Consider the following 19442-nt stretch of genomic DNA (forward strand, 5'->3'; position numbering starts at 1 on the left):
CATCGCCATCAGCGTCTCCTCGTGAGCGGTGCTGCCAGCGTAGAAGTTCACTGGCTCACTGCGTGAGACTGCTGAGGCACGTTGCTAATCAGGAGACCCGAAGACAGGAAAACCCCCAGCGGGCTTCGAAAACCAATGCGCGATCAAGATCAGCGTCGCCCTTCATGGCGCTGGCATCGAGATGAAGTCCTTCAAGGGCGCCGCCATTCACCTGAATGGCAAGAAGACAGCGATTCGCGCGTCGGAGTTGGCGGGATGGCTAAAACTACAGCCGTTCTGCGGCCTGCCAGCCAAGGCAGCCGTGATCACGGGCAGCGACTGGCAGGAGAGAATCAAGGATCGCACCGGCATCGTCTACTTCGAAGACTATTGGGCGCGCCAAGGGGAAACCGCGACTCCGACAGGTGACCACATCGATCTGTGGGACGGCAGCGGGCTCACTTACAGCGTGGTCAACCGTGTACGCAGAATGGGAGTTCAACAACTGCGCTGGCTTCCCTGGCCGCTGGATGGTCTCAATTTCAGCGACCTTGCCGCAAGCCGCCAAATCCTGTTCTGGGAGATCAAGTGAAGGCCCTCGCCGGCAAACTCGCCGTGGCGGCTCTTCTCTGCGTGCTGGCGCTCGTATCCGCCTACGCACTGCATTGGCGCAGCGCGAACCTCTCAGAGCGAGCGCGCCTGCCCATCGCACCCGAGGCGGACTTTTCGGCGATGGCCATCGCCACCCGCGCGATCACGCCGGCCACCCCCGGCGCTCCGCCCATCAAGGCGTGGGAACGCTGCGCGCTGGGCGCAGCACGGTGTGAACAGCGGCCGCGGGCAGTGGAGGCTCGCTGCCAAGCCGGCGTCGCGCTGATCGCCGAGGCCGACTGGCCTGCCTTGCGACGCATACCGACCGAAGACCTGCCCGGGGTCGAACACCCGGACTCGTACCGGACGATGAAGCTTTGCCCGCCGTGAGCGCGCGCGACGTTCAGCGACTCAATGCGTCAGCGCGCCAGCTCCGCCCGCATCGCCGCGATGACCGCCGCGTAGTCCGGCTGGCTGAAGATCGCGCTGCCGGCCACGAAGGTGTCGGCCCCCGCATCCGCCACACGCCGGATGTTGTCGACCTTGATGCCGCCGTCGACTTCCAGCCGGATGTCGCGGCCCGAGGCGTCGATGATCTGGCGCGCCTTCTCGATCTTGCGCAGCGCACCGTCGATGAAGCTCTGCCCGCCGAAGCCCGGGTTGACGCTCATGATCAGCACCAGGTCGACCTTGTCGATCACCCACTCCAGCACGTCCAGCGGCTCGGCGGGGTTGAAGACCAGGCCCGCCTGGCAGCCTTCGGCCTTGATCAGCTGCAGCGTGCGGTCGACGTGCGTGCTGGCGTCGGGGTGGAAGCTCACCAGGTCGGCGCCGGCCTTGGCGAAGGCCGTGGCCAGCGCGTCCACCGGCTGCACCATCAGGTGCACGTCGATCGGCGCTTCGGTGTGCTTCCTCAGCGCCTGGCAGACCATCGGGCCGAAGGTCAGGTTCGGGACGTAATGGTTGTCCATCACGTCGAAGTGGATCCAGTCGGCGCCGGCGGCGACGACGTTGCGGACTTCCTCGCCCAGGCGGGCGAAATCGGCCGACAAGAGCGAAGGAGCGATGCGGTACGTGGTCATCCGGAAATTCTAGGGGCCTGCCTACAATGCCCCGATGGCCCAGCCCCGGTTCGATTGCAGCGTGCGCGTGCAGTACCTGGAGGACCGTTCGGAACCGCCGGACGGCCCCTTCGCCTTCGCGTACACGGTGACCATCCGCAACACCGGCGACATCGCGGCCCAGCTCGTCGCGCGCCACTGGGTCGTCACCGACGCCCAGGGCCAGGTGGAAGAGGTGCGCGGCCTGGCCGTCGTCGGCCACCAGCCGCTGATCGCCCCGGGCCAGAGCTTCGAATACACCAGCTGGACGATGATCGCCACGCCCATCGGCCGCATGAGCGGCACCTTCTTCTGCATGACCGAGGACGCGCACGCGTTCGACGCGCCGGTGGCCGAGTTCGCGCTCGTCTCGCCGAGCCAGCTGCACTGAGCGGCCGCCCGCGCCGATGACGCAGCCGACCTGGGACCTCAGCGCCCTCGTCAAAGCCGCCGACCCCGCGGCCGCCCCCGCCGCCCGCCACCTCTGGCTGGTGCGCCTGATCGAATGGCTGCGCCACGCACCGGCCTCGCGCCGCGCCGACGCCCCGGTCGGCCCGCCGCTGGCGCGCCTGGGGCTGCTGCTCAAGGCCGCCGACGGCCAGCCCGAGTTCCGCGCCCGGCTGCAAGGCATGCTGGCCGGCTTCTGGCGCGAGGTCGACAAGGCGGCGCTGTTCGCCGAATTCGGTTTCGGCGCGCGCCATTCCCTGTTCGGCGAGGTCGGCCGCCGGCTGCGCGTGCAGTGGCTGCCGCAGACGCCGGACACACCCGACCTGGCCGAACTCTTCCAGCTGCTGTTCCGCCCCGCCGACGCACGCTGGATCGAGCGCCTGGACGACGCGACGCTGGAACGCATCGCCACCCTCGTCGACCCCGACGGCGCCAGCGGCTGGCGCACGGCGATGCTCGACGCGATCACGATCCTCGTCAGCGCGGTGCATTCCAGCGGCTACCTCTCGCCGCTGCGCCGGCGCATGGACAGCCAGGCGCTGGCCGGAGAGCCCTTCCGCCAGCTCACGCGCGCGGCCGACGCGGTTCGCGAAGCCGTCGTCGAGGGCCGCCACGCCGACGCACTGCGCGAGGCCAACCTGCTGCGTGGCCTGCTCGACGCCTGCCGCCGGGCCGCGGCCAGCGTCACCGGGCACCTGGAGGAGTACGGCGTCTCGGTGGACATCGTCTACGAACTCGACCAGATGGCCCGGCGCACGCAGCGCATCGAGATGCTGCTGGACTGCGTGCTCGCGCCGCAGCCGATGCCGGCACTGCGGGCGCTGGTGCTGGAACTGCTGCGCGTGGCCGAAGACGACCGCGGCCTGCGCCGGCTGCTGGCGCGCCACTACTCGCTGCTCGCGCGCCAGGTGGCCGAACGCAGCGCCGAGACCGGCTCGCACTACATCACGCGCGACCGCGGCGAATGGCGCGAGATGCTGCGCATGGCCGCCGGCGGCGGCGCGGTCATCGCCGGCACCACCTACCTGAAGTTCGCCATCGCCGCGCTCGGCCTGGCGGCCTTCTGGTCGGGCTTCTGGTCGGGCGTGAACTACGCCGCCAGCTTCGTCGTCATCATGCTGCTGCACTGGACGGTGGCGACCAAGCAGCCGGCGATGACGGCCCCGGCGATGGCCGAATCGCTGGCCGCCGGCACCGGCGACGCCGAGATCGAGGCCTTCGTCGACCGCGTCGCGCAGCTGATCCGCTCGCAGGCGGCGGGCATCATCGGCAACCTCGCGGTCTGCGCGCCGATCGCGCTGACGATCCAGCTCGCCTGGGAAGGCATCTTCGGCGTGCCGCTGGTCGGCGAGCGCCAGGGCGAGTACGTGCTGCACTCGCTGACGCTGCTCGGCCCGACGCTGTTCTACGCCGCGTTCACCGGCGTGCTGCTGTTCGCCAGCTCGCTGATCGCCGGCTGGGCCGAGAACTGGTTCGTCTACCACCGGCTGGACAGCGCGATCGCCTGGAACCCCCGTTTCGTCGCCCGGCTGGGCGCGCCGCGCGCGCAGCGCTGGGCCGCCTGGTGGCGCGCCAACATCTCGGGGCTGGTCGCCAACGTCTCGCTGGGCATGATGCTCGGGCTGGTGCCGGCGCTGGCCTCGTTCTTCGCGCTGCCGCTGGAGGTGCGCCACGTGACGCTGTCCACCGGCCAGTTGGCCGCGGCCGCCGGCGCGCTGGGGCTGGACGTGCTGCGCGCGCCGGCGTTCTGGTGGTGCGCCGCCGGCATCCTGCTGACCGGCGTGCTGAACCTGACGGTGAGCTTCTGGCTCGCGTTCAAGGTGGCGCTGCGCTCGCGCGGCATCCAGGTGCGCGAGCGCCAGCGCATCACCGCGGCGATCTGGCGCCGCCTGCGGCGTGATCCACTGTCCTTCGTGCGGCCGCCGAAGGGCTGAGCCTGGACGCAGGACGCCGGAAGGCGTTCTGCGCCTGCCGAAGGCCCGAGCGCGATTGCACGCGCGAGGGCTGATCAGCCCCTGCCCGCCCAGCGCAGCGTCTGCCGCCGCACCACCTCGTTGAGCAGGTGCTCGCGCGCCTGCGTGGCGCGGATCCAGCAGGCGTCGTTGCCGTGGCCGACCAGTTCGCGGCGCAGGTACTGCAGCGCGCCTTCGGCGCGCAGGTCGGTGGCGTGCGGCTCCAGCCGCACCAGCAACGCCTGCAGATCCTCGCGCAGCGGGCGGTGCTCGCCGCTGCCGGGGTCGACGTACAGCGCGTCCAGCCCGAAGCGGCAGGCCTGGAAGCGGTTGAAGGTGTAGGGCAGGTAGTCGTCCTCGGCCGGCTGGAACGGGCGCTCGATGCGCAGCCAGCGTGCCAGGCACTGGATCAGCCCGGCCATCGCCGCGGCCTTCTCGATCGTCAGCGGCGTGTCCAGCACACGCACCTCGATCGTGCCGAACTCGGGCTTGGGCCGGATGTCCCAGTAGAAGTCCTTCATGCTCTTGACGACGCCGGTGCGCGTCATCTTGGCGAAGAAGACGCCGAAGTCCTCCCAGGTCAGCACGAAGGGCGCACGGCCCGACAGCGGGAACGCGAACACCGAGTTCAGCCGTGCCGAGTGGAACGCGGTGTCGGTGCCCTGCACGAAGGGCGAGGAGGCCGACAGCGCGATCAGGTGCGGGATGTAGCGCCCCAGCCCGTGCAGCAGCACCAGCGCCTCGTCGGCCGTCTGGCAGCCCACGTGCACGTGCTGGCCGAAGATCGTGAACTGCTTGGACAGGTAGCCGTAGAGCTCGCTGATCTGCTTGAAGCGCGGCTTGTCGAAGATGCGCCGCTGGCTCCAGTCCTGGAACGGGTGCGTGCCGCCGCCGGACAGCGCGACACCCAGCTTGTCGGCCGAGTACACGAGCGCGTCGCGGATCTCGGTGAGCTGCGCCAGCGCGTCGGCGTGGTCCTCGCAGATGCCGGTGGACAGCTCGATCATGCTGTCGGTGATCTCGGGCACGATGCTGCCGGGCAGCTTGCGCTTGCCCAGCACACGCAGCAGGTCGGCGGCCGCCGGCGTCAGGTCGTAGTCGTGCGTCGAGACGATCTGCAGCTCGAGCTCGACCCCCAGCGTCAGCGGGCGCGAATCGGAGAACTTCTCGAGGCTCATGCCGCCACCTCTGCCTCGGGCGAACGCCAGGTCGGTTCAGGCCGGTGTTCACCGGCCAGGCGCAGGCCCCACTGCACCGCCAGCGGCCCCAGCAGCTCCATGAAGGCGATGGCCGACAGCACGATGGGCACCACGGCCGGCGCGAAGCCCGGGTGCGTGAGCTGCAGGTCGGTCAGCAGCACCAGCACCGTGCCAGACAGCGGCGTCAGCGCCAGCGACAGCCCGGCCGCCTGGCGCCAGCCGATGCCGCTCCAGCGCGCGAACGCGAACACCGACGCGGTCTTGGCGATGCCGCGTGCGAGCAGCAGCACGATCGCCAGGCCGCCGCCCACCAGCACCGCGTCCAGCGTGACGACGCTGCCGACGACGACGAAGAGCATCAGCACCAGCACCCCCCCGGCGGTGCCGAAATGGCGCGGCCAGACCCAGGGGCGTTCGGTCGAGTTGCGCAGCAGCACGCCGGCCAGCAGCGGCACCAGCAGCGTCGACAGGTTCAGCAGCTGGGCGATGGTCAGTGCCAGCACGATCATGCCGAGCAGCAGCAGCGCCGCGTTCTCGTCGCGCAGGTCGAGCCGGCGCGCGACCCAGGCCACCAGCCGCGACAGCAGCGCCGCCAGCAGCACCGAGCCGCCGAAGGCCCACAGCGGCTGCGACACCGCACGCACCCAGTCGCCGCCGACGTCCAGATGCAGCCAGCCGATCACGAGCTTGTGCGCCAGCACCGCCAGCAGCGTGTTCAGCGCCGTCAGCACGATCATGCGTTCGGTCACCTGGCCGGCGGACTTCAGCTCGCTGGCCACCCGCGCGATCACCGCGCCCGAGGCACAGGTGCCCAGCGTCGCGCAGGCCAGCGCCACGTTGGCCGGCTGGCCGAAGGCGCGCAGCGCCAGATAGATCGCCGCCAGGCTGGCGAAGGCCTCGAGCGCGCTGGTGGCCAGCAGCGCCGGGTTGGCCTGCAGCCAGCGCAGGCGCACGCGGCTGCCGAGTTCGAACAGCAGCAGCGCCAGCGCCAGGTCGACGATCAGCCGCGCCGGCCCCTGCAGCACGCCGCCGCCCCAGCCGCCCAGGCCGATGGCCAGGCCGACCGCGCTGTAGCCGATGATGCGTGGCACGCCGAACGCACGTCGCACGCCCTCGCCCAGCAGCGCGCCGGCGACGAGCGCCAGCGCGCCCCAGAACGGCATCTGCGGGACCAGCGGCCACGACTCGATCTGCAGGTAGCCTGCAATGTCTTCGAGCATCCCTCTCTCCTTGTCAGCAGGAGAGACCTTGGGGCCGCGGCGGAGTTCCGTGCGCGCGCCCCCGGCCGCCGTCGGATCAGGCCTCGTCGTCGGGTCGGCGCTCGCCCCGGCGCCGCCCGGCGAACATCGTCCACCAGACGATCAAGACCAGCAGCACGAGTGCCGCCAGCGCCTCCAGCACAATCAGCACCATGCCCTGGATTCTCGCGCCGCGGCGCCACCGGGTCGCGGCCGGGGCCGCGGCCGTCGCGCTCGCCGCCTGCACCACCGTACCGCTGCCGCCGGAGCAGCCGGCTCCCGTCGAAGAGGCCCATCCTGCCGTCGCGCCTGCGCCGGCTGCCGACGCCGTCGATCGCGCCCGCTCACGCTGGATCCCGGCCGACTGGAGCGAACTGCCCGGCTGGACCGACGACCGCGTCGCCGAGGTCTGGCCGGCGCTGCGTGCCAGTTGCGGCCGGCCGGCGCCGGGCTGGGCCGAGGTCTGCGCGCGCGCGATGCTGGAACCCCCGGCCGACGACCGCGCGGCACGCGAGTGGCTCGCACGCTGGATGCAGCCCTGGCGTGTCGAGGCGCCCGACGGCCAGGTCGAAGGGCTGGCCACCGGCTACTTCGAACCGCTGGTCGAGGCCCAGCGCCAGCCGCGCGGCGCGTTCCGCGTGCCCTTGTACGGCCTGCCGGCGCCAGGCGTGATGCCCAGCCCCGGCTGGACGCGCCAGCAGCTGGACACGCTGGCGCCGGCCCGGGCCGCGCTGCGCGGGCGCGAGATCGCCTGGGTCGCCGACCCGCTGGACGCGCTGCTGCTGCAGGTGCAGGGCTCGGGCCGGCTGGCACTGACCGAGCCCGACGGCAGCCGGCGCCTGGTACGCCTGGCCTTCGCCGGCCACAACGAGCAGCCCTACAAGTCGGTCGGCCGCTGGCTGATCGAGCGCGGCGAGCTGACGCTGGACACCGCCTCCTGGCCGGCGATCCGGGCCTGGGCGCGGCGCAACCCACAGCGTGTTCAGGAGATGCTTTGGGCTAACCCTCGGGTCGTCTTCTTCCGCGAGGAGCCGCTGCCCGACCCGAACATCGGCCCGCGTGGCGCGCAGGGCGTGCCGCTGGTGCCGGGACGTTCGATCGCGGTGGACGCCGGCAGCATCCCCTACGGCACGCCGGTCTGGCTGGACACCACCGAGCCGCTGTCGGCGACGCCGCTGCGCCGCCTCGTCGTCGCCCAGGACACCGGCAGCGCGATCGTCGGCGCGGTGCGCGCCGACTACTTCTGGGGCTGGGGCGCCGACGCCGAAGCCCAGGCCGGGCGCATGAAGCAGCCGCTGCGGCTGTGGGCGCTGTGGCCGCGCGGAGCGCGGCCTCAATAGGCGCTGCCCCGGGGCGTGCGGCCGCAGCAGTTCAGCCGCGCGCCAGGCGTTCGCGCAGCCGCGGCCAGAACAGGTTCAGCGCCAGGCCGGACATCACCAGCACGGCGGCACCCAGCTTCCAGCCCGGCAGCGGCTCGGCCAGCATCAGCGCCGAAGCGCCCATGCCGAACACCGGCACCAGCAGCGCCATCGGCACCACGGTGGCCGCCGGGTGGCGCGCCAGCAGCCAGCCCCAGGCGGCGTAACCGAACAGCGAGTTGCCCACCGACTGCCAAGCCACCGCCGCCCAGGCGCCGGCGTCGGCACGCGCCAGCGACACCAGGATCAGCTCCGGCCCCTCGAGCAGCAGCGACAGCGCCGCCAGCGGCGGCAGCGCGAACAGGCTGGACCAGACGACGTAGCCCAGCATGTCGACCTTGCCGCTGTGGCGTGCGACGAGGTTGCCGCCGGCCCACGAGGCCGCGGCGCAGAGCACCAGCGCCAGCCCGAACGGCGTCGTCTGCGCGTCGGTGTGCCAGGCGATGACGCCGATGCCGGCCACCGCCAGCGCCAGCGCGCCCCACTGGAACAGGCGCACACGCTCGCCGGCGAGCACGATCGCCAGCCCGATGGTGAAGAACACCTGGGTCTGGATGACGAGCGAGGCCAGCCCGGGCGCGATGTGGCCGCGCATCGCGACGTAGAGCAGGCCGAACTGGCCGGCGCCGATCAGCACGCCGTAGGCCGCCAGGTGGCGCCAGGGCACCGGCGGGCGGCGGATGAAGAAGGCCGCCGGCAGCAGCACGAAGGCGAAGCGCAGCACCGCGAACAGCAGCGGCGGCAGCGTCGCCAGCGCCAGCTTGATGACGACGAAGTTGGTGCCCCAGACCGCGACGACAGCCAGTGCCAGCAGCAGATGGCGGCCGGGCAGGCCGCCGCCGTGCCCCGCTGCGGCCGTCACGCGACGACCACCCGGCTCTCGCCCTGGCGCAGCGCGTCCTGCAGCGCCTGCTCGGCGCGTGCGACGGTCTGCTCGACGGTTTCTCCCGCATGGTGTTCGACGAGCCCGGCGGAGAGGCTGAAGCGCAGTGCCGGCGCCTCGGGCAGCGCGCGCGCGCCGGCCACCGCCTCGCGCAGCCGGTCCAGCCCGGCGCGCGCCAGGGATGCCCGCGTGTCCGACATCAGCAGCATGAAGCGGGTCTCGTCCCAGCAGGCCAGCACGTCGGCGACCCGCACGCGGTTTGCCGCCTCCTGGGCGATGCCGCGCAGCAGCCGCGTCTCGCCGCCCTCGCCCAGCGCACGCGCCTCGGCGGCGAAGTCGTCGATCTGCAGCATCGCGATGCAGAAGGTGTGGCCCGACCGGATGCAGCGCTGGTGCTCCTGCTCCATCAGCTCGACCATGTGGCGGCGGTTGATCAGCCCGGTGAGTTCGTCGCGCGTGGCGAGCTGGCGGATGCGTTCCAGCGCGGCGCTCAGTTCCTCCTTCTGCTCGCGCGAGATCAGCCGCAGGCGCGACAGCCGCGCGGCGAGGATGGACGCCGCCGGCATCATCGTCGCCACCATCAGGAAGTGGCCCAGCTCGATGGCCGGCGGGTAACGCGCCGGATCCAGCAGCGCCATCGTGCCCATGGTCGCGCCGAGCACGCCGACGCCGAAGACGCAGACCCCGGCCATCTGGCGCATCGTCGACCTGAACATGCCGTACATCAGGATGACCATCACGACGGGGAAGACGCCGCCGCGGCCGGGCCCCAGCAGCGCGTAGGCCGCGGCGCTGCAGGCGATCGCGAAGTCCATCTGCAGCACCGACAGCGAGGGATCGGCCAGGCGCTCGGTCCAGCCGCTGCGGATCGCCGTGTACAGCGCGGCCATGCCGGCGAAGGCGACCGCCGTCCAGACCGCGACGCCGGTCGCCGGGGCGACGCCGATCCAGACGAAGTAGTGCATCGCGGCGATGCCGGCGCACATCGTGGACATCGCCAGCAGCGACTGCAGCAGCCGCGCCCGGCGGACCGGGTCGGGTGTCAGCAGGGCGTCGAGCAGGCGCATCGGCCTCGGGGTCCTCGCGTCAGAGAGCCAGCCCCCGAGGGTATCGCACTCGCGAGTCGGCGAATTGACGTCTAGGCCGGCACCGGCTGCAGCAGCGCGCGGTCGCGGCCCTCGCGTTTGGCGCGGTACATCGCCTCGTCGGCACGGGCGATCGCGGCGTCGAGGTCAGCCTCGCCCGCCCCGCCGCACGAGGCCACGCCGGCGGAAAAGCTCACCGTGTAGTCGGGGCCGACGACGGTCAGCGGCGCCGCGCGCAGGCGCTCGCGAAGCCGCGCCAGCACCGCCAGCGCCTGCTCCGGCGTGGTGGCCGGCATCAGCAGCAGGAACTCCTCGCCGCCCCAGCGTGCGAGCATGTCCTCGGCGCGCACCGTCTGCCGCGCCAGCTGCGCGAAGTGGCGCAGCACCTCGTCGCCCGCCGCGTGGCCGCGGCTGTCGTTGACCTGCTTGAAGCGGTCGAGGTCGATCATCGCGACGCACAGCGGCGCACCCGGTTCACGTGCGGCGCGCCGCAGCCGCTCGCCGGCGGCGCGGCGGTTGGTCAGGCCGGTCAGATCGTCCTGCGTGGCCAGCCGCTGGATGCGCTCGAGCGCGGCGGCGAGCTCGGCGCGCTCCTGCTGCGAGCGGCGCTTGAGCCGGCCGATCAGCGTCGCCAGCACCGACGAGACCGCCAGCACGATGGCGGCGAACAGCAGGTGCATCAGCTCGACACGCGGGTCGTAGCGATCGGGCTCCGCGGACGCCTTCCAGGCCATCACCAGCGCGATCGACAGGAACGAGCAGGCGGTCATCAGCCGCGTCTGGCGAGGGGTCAGCGTGAACATGCCGAACAAGGGCATCAGCACGAGCAGCAGCACCGCCGCGCCCCGCGCCGGCCCCGAGACGGCGTAGGCCCAGCTGATCGCCGCGACGGCCCAGGCGCCCTGCAGCATCGACAGCACGGCGTCGGAGGCCAGCCGCGGGCCGACGCCGCTGCGCATCAACAGGTAGAAGAGCGTCGCCCCGATAAGACTGAAGACCGCCAGCCGCATGGTGTGCGCCTCGTCGGCCAGGCCCAGCGTCGCCGCCGCGTGGTGCGCCAGCGACATCACGATGCAGGTCGCCCAGCCGACCAGGGTCAGCAGCGTCTGCAGACGCCGCTGCGGGTCACGCCCGAGAAGGAGATCGCCGAGGGGGACGGAGGCCGAGGTCAGCATGCCTCGGAATCGGCAAATCCGCGGATCACTTGAGCAAGGTCATCACGTTTTGATCAAATGCGTGAGCGGCAGCACGGCGCCTGCCTTGACTTCGCCGAGCGAGAAGCTGGTGTGCAGGTCCTTCACGTTGGGCAGCTTGAACAGCGTCTGCATGGTCCAGCGCGAGAAGGCGTCGAGGTCGGTGGCGACGACGTGCAGCTCGAAGGTGCCGGCGCCGCTGATGTAGTGGCAGGCCACGACCTCGGGCAGCGCGGCCAGCGCCAGCTCCAGCGCCTGCGTCGCCTCGGCGTTGTTGCGCTCGGCGTCGATGCGCACGAAGGCCAGCACGCCGAGGCCGACACGGCGGCGGTCGATCTCGGCGCGGTAGCCGGTGATGTAGCCCTGCTGCTCGAGCCGGCGCACGCGCCGCCAGGTCGGCGCCGGCGACAGGCCGATGCGTGTCGCGAGTTCGGCGTTGGACAGCCGCGCGTCGTGCTGCAGCGCCGCCAGGATCGCGACGTCGTGGCGGTCCAGACCCTGGCGCGAGCCGTCGGCAGCCTCGCCCTCGGAAGTCGTGGTTTTCCCTGAAACCGTCGTTTTGAGCACGTTTCTTTCTCCGGGTTGCGGCCTGCCGAAACGGCATTGCCCAAATCGTCGCCGACACGGCAAGACCCGGAAAGACAGGGCCAACCCTGCTGCCTACACTGGTCCGCAACCATCGGTCCGCCAGAGGCCAGCAGGAGACGAGATGAACGCACCCATGAGCGATGCGGTCCGCGAGGCGCTGGCCCGCGTGTCGCTCGACGACAAGTACGCCCTGGAGTCCGGCCGCGCCTTCATGAGCGGCGTGCAGGCGCTGGTGCGGCTGCCGATGCTGCAGCGCCGCCGCGACGAGCTCGCCGGCCTGAACACCGCCGGCTTCATCAGCGGCTACCGCGGCAGCCCGCTGGGCGGCTACGACCAGGCGCTGTGGGCGGCCAAGAAACATCTGGAGGCGCAGAACATCGTCTTCCAGCCCGGCGTCAACGAGGAACTGGGCGCCACCGCGGTCTGGGGCACGCAGCAGCTGGACCTGTTCCCCGAGGCGAAGAAGTTCGACGGCGTCTTCGGCCTCTGGTACGGCAAGGGCCCGGGCGTGGACCGCTGCTCGGACGTCTTCAAGCACGCCAACATGGCCGGCACCGCGCGCCACGGCGGCGTCGTCGCGATCGCCGGCGACGACCACGTCGCCAAGAGCTCGACCGCGGCACACCAGAGCGACCACATCTTCAAGGCCTGCGGGCTGCCGGTGTTCTTCCCGGCCAGCGTGCAGGAGATCCTGGACCTGGGGCTGCACGCGATCGCGATGAGCCGCTTCAGCGGCCTGTGGACGGCGATGAAGACGATCCAGGACATCGTCGAGAGCAGCACCACCGTCGACATCGACCCGGGCCGCGTGCAGATCGTGCTGCCCGAGGACTTCGCGATGCCGCCCGGCGGCCTGCACATCCGCTGGCCCGACACGCCGCTGGAGCAGGAAGCGCGGCTGATGGACCACAAGTGGTACGCCGCGCTGGCCTACGTGCGCGCCAACCGGCTCAACCACGACGTCGTGCGCGGCGCGCACGACCGCTTCGGCATCATCGCCAGCGGCAAGTCCTGGAACGACACGCGCCAGGCGCTGGCCGACCTGGGCCTGGACGACGCCGCCTGCCGCGCGCTCGGCATCCGGCTGCACAAGGTGGCCGTGGTCTGGCCGCTGGAGGCGACCGCGACCCGCGCCTTCGCCGAAGGGCTGGACGAGATCCTCGTCGTCGAGGAGAAGCGCCAGATCATCGAGTACCAGCTGAAGGAAGAGCTCTACAACTGGCGCCCCGACGTGCGCCCCAACGTGCTGGGCAAGTTCGACGAGCCCGAGGGCGAGGACAGCGGCGGCGAATGGAGCCGCCCCAACCCGAGCGAGAACTGGCTGCTGCGCGCCAAGGCCGACCTGACGCCGGCGATCATCGCGCGCGCCATCGCCCGGCGGCTGAAGAAACTCGGCGTGCCGGCGGAGGTGGCCGCACGCATGGACGCCTGGCTGGCCGTGGTCGACCGGCGCGAGCGTGAACTCGCCGCCGCCGGCCCCGACACCGGCGCGCGCCCGCCCTGGTTCTGCAGCGGCTGCCCGCACAACACCAGCACCCGCGTGCCCGAAGGCAGCCGCGCGCTGGCCGGCATCGGCTGCCACTACATGGCGACCTGGATGGACCGCGCGACGACGACCTTCTCGCAGATGGGCGGCGAAGGCGTCGCCTGGGTCGGCCAGGCGCCGTTCTCCAAGGACGGCCACGTCTTCGCCAACCTCGGCGACGGCACCTACTTCCACAGCGGCATCCTGGCGGTGCGCCAGAGCATCGCCGCCGGCGTCAACATCACCTACAAGCTGCTCTACAACGACGCCGTCGCGATGACCGGCGGCCAGCGTGTCGGCGAGCGCCCCGAAGGCCACTCGGTGCCGCAGATCGTCAAGAGCCTGGTCAGCGAAGGCGTGGCCAGGCTCGTCGTCGTCACCGACGAGCCGGGCAAGTACAGCGGCGTGATGCTCGAGCCCGGCGTCACGGTGCACCACCGCGACGAGTTCGACCGGCTGCAGAACGAGTTCCGCACGATCCGCGGCACCAGCGTCATCGTCTACGACCAGACCTGCGCCACCGAGAAACGCCGCCGCCGCAAGCGCGGCACGATGGCCGAGGCCGACTCGCGCGTCGTCATCAACGAACTCGTCTGCGAAGGCTGCGGCGACTGCAGCGTGCAGAGCAACTGCCTGTCGGTCGAGCCGCTGGAGACCGAGTTCGGCCGCAAGCGCCGCATCAACCAGAACAGCTGCAACAAGGACTTCTCCTGCGTGAAGGGCTTCTGCCCGAGCTTCGTCACGGTGCAGGGCGGCACGCTGCGCAAACCGGCGCCCAAGGCGCGGCCGGCGCTGGACGCGCTGCCCGCGGTGCCCGAGCCGGCGCTGCCGGTGGCCGAGCAGGCCTGGGGCATCCTCGTCGCCGGCATCGGCGGCACCGGCGTCATCACCCTCGGCCAACTGCTGGGCATGGCCGCGCACCTGGAAGGCAAGGCCGTCATCACGCAGGACGCCGGCGGCCTGGCGCAAAAGGGCGGCGCCGCCTGGAGCCACGTGCAGATCGCCGAGCACCCGGAGATGCTGCGCACCAGCAAGGTCGACACCGCCAAGGCCGACCTGCTGATCGCCTGCGACGCGATCGTCGCCGCGTCCAAGGCCACGCTGGCGACGCTGGCGCCGGGCCGTAGCGCCGTCGTGCTGAACACGCACGGGACGCCGACCGCGGCGCTGATGGGCAACCCCGACTGGCAGTCGCCCGCCGGCGCCTGCGAGGCGGCGCTGCGCGCCAGCGTCGGCGACGCGGCGCTGGGCGCCTTCGACGCCGAACAGGCAGCCGAGCGCCTGCTCGGCGAGACGATCTACACCAACCCGCTGCTGCTGGGCTACGCCTGGCAGATGGGCCGCATCCCGCTGTCGCGTGCGGCGCTGATGCGCGCGATCGAGCTCAACGGCGTGCAGGTGCAGAAGAACCAGGCGGCCTTCGAATGGGGCCGGCGCTGCGCCCACGACCTGGCCGCGGTGCAGTCGCTGACCGCCGCGCGCCAGGTCATCGACATCGTGCGCCGGCCGTCGCTGGACGAGATCGTCGCTCGCCGCGCCGACTTCCTCGTCGGCTACCAGGACGCGGCCTATGCCGCCCGCTACCGCGGCTTCGTCGAGCAGGTGCGCGAGGCCGAACGGCCGCTGGGCACGACGAAGCTCGCCGAAGCCGTCGCGCGCTACCTCTTCAAGCTGATGGCCTACAAGGACGAGTACGAGGTCGCACGGCTGCACAGCGACCCGGCGTTCCACGCCAGGCTGGACACGATGTTCGAAGGCGACTTCAAGCTCGTGCACCACCTGGCGCCGCCGATGTTCGCGTCGCGCAACGAGCGCGGCGAGCTCGTCAAGCGCCGCTACGGCCCCTGGCTGCACCACGTCTTCCCGCTGCTGGCGCGCTTCAAGCGCCTGCGCGGCACGGCCTTCGACCCCTTCGGCCGCAACCCCGAGCGCGTCGTCGAACGCCGGCTGATCGCCGACTACCGCGCCGCGATCGAGGAGATCCTCGCGGGGCTGGACGCGGCGCGGCTGCCGCTGGCGCTGGAGATCGCACGCCTGCCCGAGGACATCCGCGGCTACGGCCACGTCAAGGAACGCCACCTCGCCGCAGTGCGCCCGCGCTGGGAGTCGCTGCTGGCACGCTGGCGTGCCAACACCCCCGCGCCTGCCGCGCCGCAGACCGCCAGCGCCCGATAGACTGGGGCGCATGAAGCCGCCCGCCCCACCCGCCTGGTACGCGCTCGGCACCGCGATGCGCGCCGACCTGCGACGCGTGCCCTTCATCGTCGGTGACCTCGTCGTCGGCGCGGTCGCGGCGGGTGAACTCGACGCGCTGCGGGCCTTCGACGAACTGCAGGTGCACGACGACGGCGTCGTGCTCGCCGTCGCACCCGACGAACGCGACGCTGCGCTGGCGCGCCTCAACGGCGCCTTGCGCGACGCCGGCCGGCTGCGCGGCTGGCGCGACGAGCCCTTCCCGCTCTACGACCCGGCGACGCTGACGGTGCTGGCGCACTTCGAACGCGCCGCAGCACGCTACTGGGGCACGCTGACGCTGGGCGCGCACGCCACCGGCTGGGTCGCCGGGCCCGACGGTCGGCCGGCGGCGCTGTGGATCGCCCAGCGTTCGTTCACCAAGTCCACCGACCCCGGGCTGCACGACAACCTGATCGGCGGCGGCGTGCCGATCGGCCAGACACCCGAAGAGACGCTGGTGCGCGAAGCCTGGGAGGAAGCCGGGCTCGATCCCGAACTGATGGCCCCGCGCCGCCCCGGGCGCGTGCTGCGCACCGCGCGCGACATCCCCGAAGGCCTGCAGCACGAGCTGATCCACGGCTGGGACCTCGAGCTGCCGGCCGGCGTCGTGCCGCGCAACCAGGACGGCGAGGTGCACGCCTTCCGGCTGCTGGACGTGGAGGCGGCCCTGGCGCTGGCCGCCACTGCGGCGATGACGGTGGACGCGGCGCTGGTGACGCTGGACTTCGCCGTGCGCCACGCCCTCGTCGACGACGACGCGACGCTGGCGCTCCTGGCGCCGCTGGTCGTGGGACGGTCCGGCTAGGCACCGGCTCAGGGCCCGCGGCGTTCAGGCGCTTTCACCTGCGCTCACCGGGGCGATCAAATCCGTTGAACCGTCGTGCGGGGGCCGGCCGGAATACTGCCGGTCATGACACACCCCGCCCGCTACGACGCCGTCGCCGTCGCCTTCCACTGGCTGCTGGCGCTGGCCATCGTCGGCGCCTTCTGCGTCGGCTTCTACATGGCCGACCTGCCGCTGTCGCCGACGCGGCTGAAGCTCTACAACTGGCACAAGTGGGCCGGCGTGCTGATCCTCGCGGCCTCGGCGGCACGCCTGCTGTGGCGGATGTCGCACCGCCCGCCGGCCGACCTGCCGGGCCCGGCCTGGCAGCAGCGTGCGGCGCACGCAGCGCACTGGGCGCTGTACGCGCTGTTCTTCGCCGTGCCGCTCTCGGGCTGGGCCTACAGCTCGGCGGCCGGCTTCCCGATCGTGCTCTTCGGCGTGCTGCCGCTGCCCGACTTCGTCGCCGCCGACCGCGCCTTCGCCGAGACGATCAAGCCGTTGCACGGCCTGCTGGCCTACACGCTGGCCACCGTCGTCGTGCTGCACGTCGCCGCAGCGATCAAGCACCAGTTCATCGACCGCGACGGCCTGATCGACCGCATGCGCCTCGGCCGCCGCTGACCCTTCACCCGGAGAAAGACCCGACCATGTCCACCCCCCTGCTCTCCCGTGCCGCCGCGCCGCTGGCGCTGGCCGCCGCGCTGCTGGCCACGCCCTGGGCCGTGAAGGCCCAGACGCCCGCGACGCTGGTGCCCGCGGCCAGCGAGATCACCTTCACGACGACGCCGATGGGCGTGCCGGTCGAAGGCAAGTTCGGCAAGTTCTCGGCCCAGGTCGCACTCGACCCGAAGAAGCCCGAGACCGGCAAGGTCGTGCTGACGATCGACACCGGCAGCGCCCGTTTCGGCACGCCCGAGCTCGACGGCGAGATCGGCAAGCCGGTGTGGCTGTCGACGGCCAAGTTCCCGCAGGCCATGTTCCAGTCGACGCGCATCAGCGCCGCCGGCGGCGGGCGTTTCCAGGTCGCCGGCAAGCTGACGATCAAGGGCGCGTCGCAGGACGTGGTCGTGCCGGTGCAAGTCACCCAGGCCGGCGGCACCAGCACCGCCACCGGCACGCTGAAGATCAAGCGCCTGGCCTTCAAGGTCGGCGACGGCGAATGGGCCGACACCTCGATGCTCGCCGACGAGGTGCAGATCCGCTTCAAGCTCGCGCTCACCGGCCTGGCGCCGCTGTGAGCCCCGTTCACACCACCCCCGCAACAGGAGTCCCGATGAAGACCTTCGCCACCGCCGCGCTGCTCGCCGCCGCCGCCTTCGCCGCCCAGGCCGAACCCGTGACCTACAAGGTCGACCCGACGCACGCCGCCGCCTTCTACGAGATCGCCCACTTCGGCACCAGCACCAACCGCGGCCGCTTCCCGGTCAAGGAAGGCACGGTGCAGATCGACCGCGCAGCCAAGACCGGCCGGATCGACATCACGATCGACGTCGCCAACGTCGGCACCGGCGTCGCCGCGATGGACAAGCACCTGAAGGGCGCGGACTTCTTCGACACCGAGAAGCACCCCACCGGGCGCTTCGTCGCCGACAAGCTGACGTTCAGCGGCGACAAGGTCACCGAGGTCTCCGGCGCGCTGACGCTGCTGGGCAAGACCCACCCGGTGACGCTGAAGGCGACGAACTTCAACTGCTACCAGAACCCGATGCTCAAGCGCGAGGTCTGCGGCGGCGACTTCGAGGCGACGATCAAGCGCAGCCTGTGGGGCGTGAACTACGGCCTGCAGTACGGCTTCGCCGACGACATCAGGCTGCAGATCCAGGTCGAGGGCGTGCGCCAGTAAGACCCTCGCCTGCGTGCCGACAGGGCCGCCGTGTGCGGCCCTGTTCCGTTTCGCTACACGCGCGGGCACGGGGAACAGGGGGTTACACCGGGTTGCCCGGGACCAAGGGGGACTCAATAGTCGTCCGGCCGCTCGCGACAGATGAGCAACCCCTAGGAGACACCCCATGCACGACGCCCCCCCGCCGGCGCCCCGCCGCCGTTTCCTGAAGAAGGCCGCCGCCGGCGCCGCCGGCGCCGGTGCGCTGGCCGCGCCGATGGTCGCCACCGCGCAGACCGTCACGCTGCGCTTCCAGAGCACCTGGCCGGCCAAGGACATCTTTCACGAGTACGCCCAGGACTTCGCCCGCAAGGTCAACGACATGGCCGGCGGCCGGCTGAAGATCGAGGTGCTGCCCGCCGGCGCCGTCGTGCCGGCCTTCCAGCTGCTCGAGGCCGTCGCCAAGGGCACGCTCGACGGCGGCCACGGCGTCATGGCCTACCACTACGGCAAGAACACCGCGCTCGCGTTGTGGGGCTCGGGCCCGTCCTTCGGCATGGACGCCAACATGCTGCTGGCCTGGCACAAGTACGGCGGCGGCGACGCGCTGCTGGCCGAGATCTACAAGAGCCTGAACATGGACGTTCGCTCGTTCCTGTACGGGCCGATGCCGACGCAGCCGCTGGGCTGGTTCAAGAAGCCGATCGCGCGTGTCGAGGACCTGAAGGGCGTCAAGTTCCGCACCGTCGGCATCGCGGTCGACGTCTTCACCGAGATGGGCGCGGCGGTGAACCCGCTGCCCGGCGGCGAGATCGTGCCGGCGCTGGACCGCGGCCTGATCGACGGCGCCGAGTTCAACAACGCCAGCTCAGACCGCGTGCTCGGCTTCCCCGACGTCAGCAAGGTCTGCATGCTGCAGAGCTTCCACCAGAGCAGCGAGCAGTTCGAGATCCTGTTCAACGGCGCCAAGTACAACGGCCTGCCGGCGGACATGAAGAAGATCATCGAACACGCCGTCGAGGCGTCCAGCTCGGACATGAGCTGGAAGGCGATCGACCGCAACTCGCGCGACTACATCGAGCTGAAGACCAAGGACGGCGTCAAGTTCTACAAGACGCCCGACGCGATCCTGCGTGCCCAGCTCGCCGCCTACGACAAGGTGGTCGAGAAGAAGTCGGGCGAGAACCCGTTCTTCAAGCGTGTCATCGAGAGCCAGCGCACGTTTGCCCAGCGCGCCGGCGCCTGGCAGAAGGACTACGGCGTCGACATGAAGATGGCCTGGAACCACTACTTCGCGCGCGGCTGACGCGACGCGCCTGCCGAGCCAGGCCACCGGCGGCCCCGGTGGCCTTTTCTTCGGT

17 protein-coding genes and 1 pseudogene are annotated in these 19442 nt (G+C 71.4%); 11 read left to right on the plus strand and 7 right to left on the minus strand.

Translation table 11 applies throughout. The features are described 5' to 3' along the window. Nucleotides 1-136: 136 nt before the first annotated feature. Nucleotides 137-571: pseudogene (locus EV684_RS20915) on the plus strand (T6SS effector amidase Tae4 family protein); the annotation flags it as partial. Continuing rightward, nucleotides 568-960, plus strand: coding sequence for a hypothetical protein (locus tag EV684_RS20920; protein ID WP_132649289.1), 393 nt, complete (start codon nt 568-570; stop codon nt 958-960). The pseudogene EV684_RS20915 and the gene EV684_RS20920, both read left to right, overlap by 4 nt. Before the next feature lie 29 nt (nt 961-989). On the opposite strand, the gene rpe is transcribed toward EV684_RS20920, so the two are convergent. Continuing rightward, nucleotides 990-1652: a ribulose-phosphate 3-epimerase gene (gene rpe, locus EV684_RS20925; RefSeq protein WP_132649290.1), complete on the minus strand. Its 663-nt coding sequence runs from the start codon at nt 1650-1652 to the stop codon at nt 990-992. 34 nt (nt 1653-1686) lie between these two features. Here rpe and apaG point away from each other — a divergent pair, with 34 nt between their 5' ends. Together apaG and EV684_RS20935 are read left to right on the plus strand one after the other, a co-directional pair. Continuing rightward, on the plus strand, nt 1687-2061 hold the full coding sequence (gene apaG / locus EV684_RS20930) for a Co2+/Mg2+ efflux protein ApaG (protein ID WP_132649291.1): 375 nt from the start codon (nt 1687-1689) through the stop codon (nt 2059-2061). Between the two features lie 16 nt (nt 2062-2077). Continuing rightward, nucleotides 2078-4051, plus strand: coding sequence for a site-specific recombinase (locus EV684_RS20935; RefSeq protein ID WP_132649292.1), 1974 nt, complete (start codon nt 2078-2080; stop codon nt 4049-4051). Nucleotides 4052-4125: 74 nt separating this feature from the next. Here the strand turns inward: EV684_RS20935 and EV684_RS20940 are convergent, their stop codons facing one another. Together EV684_RS20940 and EV684_RS20945 are read right to left on the minus strand one after the other, a co-directional pair. Continuing rightward, nucleotides 4126-5247 carry a YbdK family carboxylate-amine ligase gene (locus EV684_RS20940; protein ID WP_132649293.1) on the minus strand — a complete coding sequence of 374 codons (1122 nt, stop codon included), beginning with the start codon at nt 5245-5247 and terminating at the stop codon, nt 4126-4128. Next, a complete protein-coding gene (locus EV684_RS20945) occupies nt 5244-6488 on the minus strand; it encodes a cation:proton antiporter (protein ID WP_132649294.1) in 1245 nt (414 codons plus the stop codon). Before EV684_RS20945 ends, EV684_RS20940 begins: the two co-directional genes overlap by 4 nt. Nucleotides 6489-6679: 191 nt before the next feature. Here EV684_RS20945 and mltA point away from each other — a divergent pair, with 191 nt between their 5' ends. Continuing rightward, the gene (gene mltA, locus EV684_RS20950; protein ID WP_132649295.1) at nt 6680-7846 is read left to right on the plus strand and encodes a murein transglycosylase A; all 1167 of its coding nucleotides are present in this window, start codon (nt 6680-6682) and stop codon (nt 7844-7846) included. Between the two features lie 31 nt (nt 7847-7877). Here mltA and EV684_RS20955 read toward each other — a convergent pair whose 3' ends face one another. The 4 genes from EV684_RS20955 to EV684_RS20970 all read right to left on the minus strand — a co-directional run bounded on the left by EV684_RS20955 (nt 7878) and on the right by EV684_RS20970 (nt 11652). Then, on the minus strand, nt 7878-8756 hold the full coding sequence (locus EV684_RS20955; RefSeq protein WP_200222453.1) for an EamA family transporter: 879 nt from the start codon (nt 8754-8756) through the stop codon (nt 7878-7880). Between the two features lie 26 nt (nt 8757-8782). Continuing rightward, on the minus strand, nt 8783-9874 hold the full coding sequence (locus EV684_RS20960) for a GGDEF domain-containing protein (RefSeq protein ID WP_132649297.1): 1092 nt from the start codon (nt 9872-9874) through the stop codon (nt 8783-8785). Nucleotides 9875-9945: 71 nt separating this feature from the next. Further along, the gene (locus EV684_RS20965; RefSeq protein ID WP_132649298.1) at nt 9946-11067 is read right to left on the minus strand and encodes a GGDEF domain-containing protein; all 1122 of its coding nucleotides are present in this window, start codon (nt 11065-11067) and stop codon (nt 9946-9948) included. 42 nt (nt 11068-11109) lie between these two features. Next, nucleotides 11110-11652 carry an Lrp/AsnC family transcriptional regulator gene (locus EV684_RS20970; RefSeq protein WP_200222452.1) on the minus strand — a complete coding sequence of 181 codons (543 nt, stop codon included), beginning with the start codon at nt 11650-11652 and terminating at the stop codon, nt 11110-11112. Nucleotides 11653-11794: 142 nt separating this feature from the next. Here EV684_RS20970 and EV684_RS20975 point away from each other — a divergent pair, with 142 nt between their 5' ends. From EV684_RS20975 to EV684_RS21000, 6 genes are all read left to right on the plus strand, one after another. Further along, nucleotides 11795-15373 carry an indolepyruvate ferredoxin oxidoreductase family protein gene (locus EV684_RS20975; protein ID WP_132649299.1) on the plus strand — a complete coding sequence of 1193 codons (3579 nt, stop codon included), beginning with the start codon at nt 11795-11797 and terminating at the stop codon, nt 15371-15373. A gap of 10 nt (nt 15374-15383) precedes the next feature. After that, nucleotides 15384-16238 (plus strand): NUDIX hydrolase, encoded by an 855-nt coding sequence (locus EV684_RS20980; RefSeq protein ID WP_132649300.1) that lies wholly within the window; start codon nt 15384-15386, stop codon nt 16236-16238. A 105-nt stretch (nt 16239-16343) separates the two neighbouring features. Continuing rightward, entirely contained in the window at nt 16344-16880 is a 537-nt protein-coding gene (locus EV684_RS20985; RefSeq protein ID WP_132649301.1) for a cytochrome b, read from the plus strand. A gap of 26 nt (nt 16881-16906) precedes the next feature. Beyond that, nucleotides 16907-17497, plus strand: coding sequence for a YceI family protein (locus EV684_RS20990; RefSeq protein ID WP_132649302.1), 591 nt, complete (start codon nt 16907-16909; stop codon nt 17495-17497). A 35-nt stretch (nt 17498-17532) separates the two neighbouring features. Further along, entirely contained in the window at nt 17533-18102 is a 570-nt protein-coding gene (locus tag EV684_RS20995) for a YceI family protein (protein ID WP_132649303.1), read from the plus strand. A 166-nt stretch (nt 18103-18268) separates the two neighbouring features. After that, entirely contained in the window at nt 18269-19387 is a 1119-nt protein-coding gene (locus tag EV684_RS21000; protein WP_132649304.1) for a TRAP transporter substrate-binding protein, read from the plus strand. Nucleotides 19388-19442: the final 55 nt, after the last annotated feature.

The sequence above is a fragment of the Rubrivivax gelatinosus genome (genome assembly GCF_004340905.1).
GTDB classification, from domain to species: Bacteria; Pseudomonadota; Gammaproteobacteria; order Burkholderiales; family Burkholderiaceae_C; genus Rubrivivax; species Rubrivivax gelatinosus.

Coding starts and splice junctions, on each gene's coding strand:
- EV684_RS20975 (WP_132649299.1), top strand. CDS start 11,795: ATGAACGCACCCATGAGCGATGCGGTCCGCGAGGCGCTGGCCCGCGTG.
- EV684_RS21000 (WP_132649304.1), top strand. CDS start 18,269: ATGCACGACGCCCCCCCGCCGGCGCCCCGCCGCCGTTTCCTGAAGAAG.
- EV684_RS20965 (WP_132649298.1), bottom strand. CDS start 11,067: ATGCTGACCTCGGCCTCCGTCCCCCTCGGCGATCTCCTTCTCGGGCGT.
- EV684_RS20980 (WP_132649300.1), top strand. CDS start 15,384: ATGAAGCCGCCCGCCCCACCCGCCTGGTACGCGCTCGGCACCGCGATG.
- apaG (WP_132649291.1), top strand. CDS start 1,687: ATGGCCCAGCCCCGGTTCGATTGCAGCGTGCGCGTGCAGTACCTGGAG.
- EV684_RS20935 (WP_132649292.1), top strand. CDS start 2,078: ATGACGCAGCCGACCTGGGACCTCAGCGCCCTCGTCAAAGCCGCCGAC.
- mltA (WP_132649295.1), top strand. CDS start 6,680: ATGCCCTGGATTCTCGCGCCGCGGCGCCACCGGGTCGCGGCCGGGGCC.
- EV684_RS20995 (WP_132649303.1), top strand. CDS start 17,533: ATGAAGACCTTCGCCACCGCCGCGCTGCTCGCCGCCGCCGCCTTCGCC.
- rpe (WP_132649290.1), bottom strand. CDS start 1,652: ATGACCACGTACCGCATCGCTCCTTCGCTCTTGTCGGCCGATTTCGCC.
- EV684_RS20940 (WP_132649293.1), bottom strand. CDS start 5,247: ATGAGCCTCGAGAAGTTCTCCGATTCGCGCCCGCTGACGCTGGGGGTC.
- EV684_RS20985 (WP_132649301.1), top strand. CDS start 16,344: ATGACACACCCCGCCCGCTACGACGCCGTCGCCGTCGCCTTCCACTGG.
- EV684_RS20990 (WP_132649302.1), top strand. CDS start 16,907: ATGTCCACCCCCCTGCTCTCCCGTGCCGCCGCGCCGCTGGCGCTGGCC.
- EV684_RS20945 (WP_132649294.1), bottom strand. CDS start 6,488: ATGCTCGAAGACATTGCAGGCTACCTGCAGATCGAGTCGTGGCCGCTG.
- EV684_RS20960 (WP_132649297.1), bottom strand. CDS start 9,874: ATGCGCCTGCTCGACGCCCTGCTGACACCCGACCCGGTCCGCCGGGCG.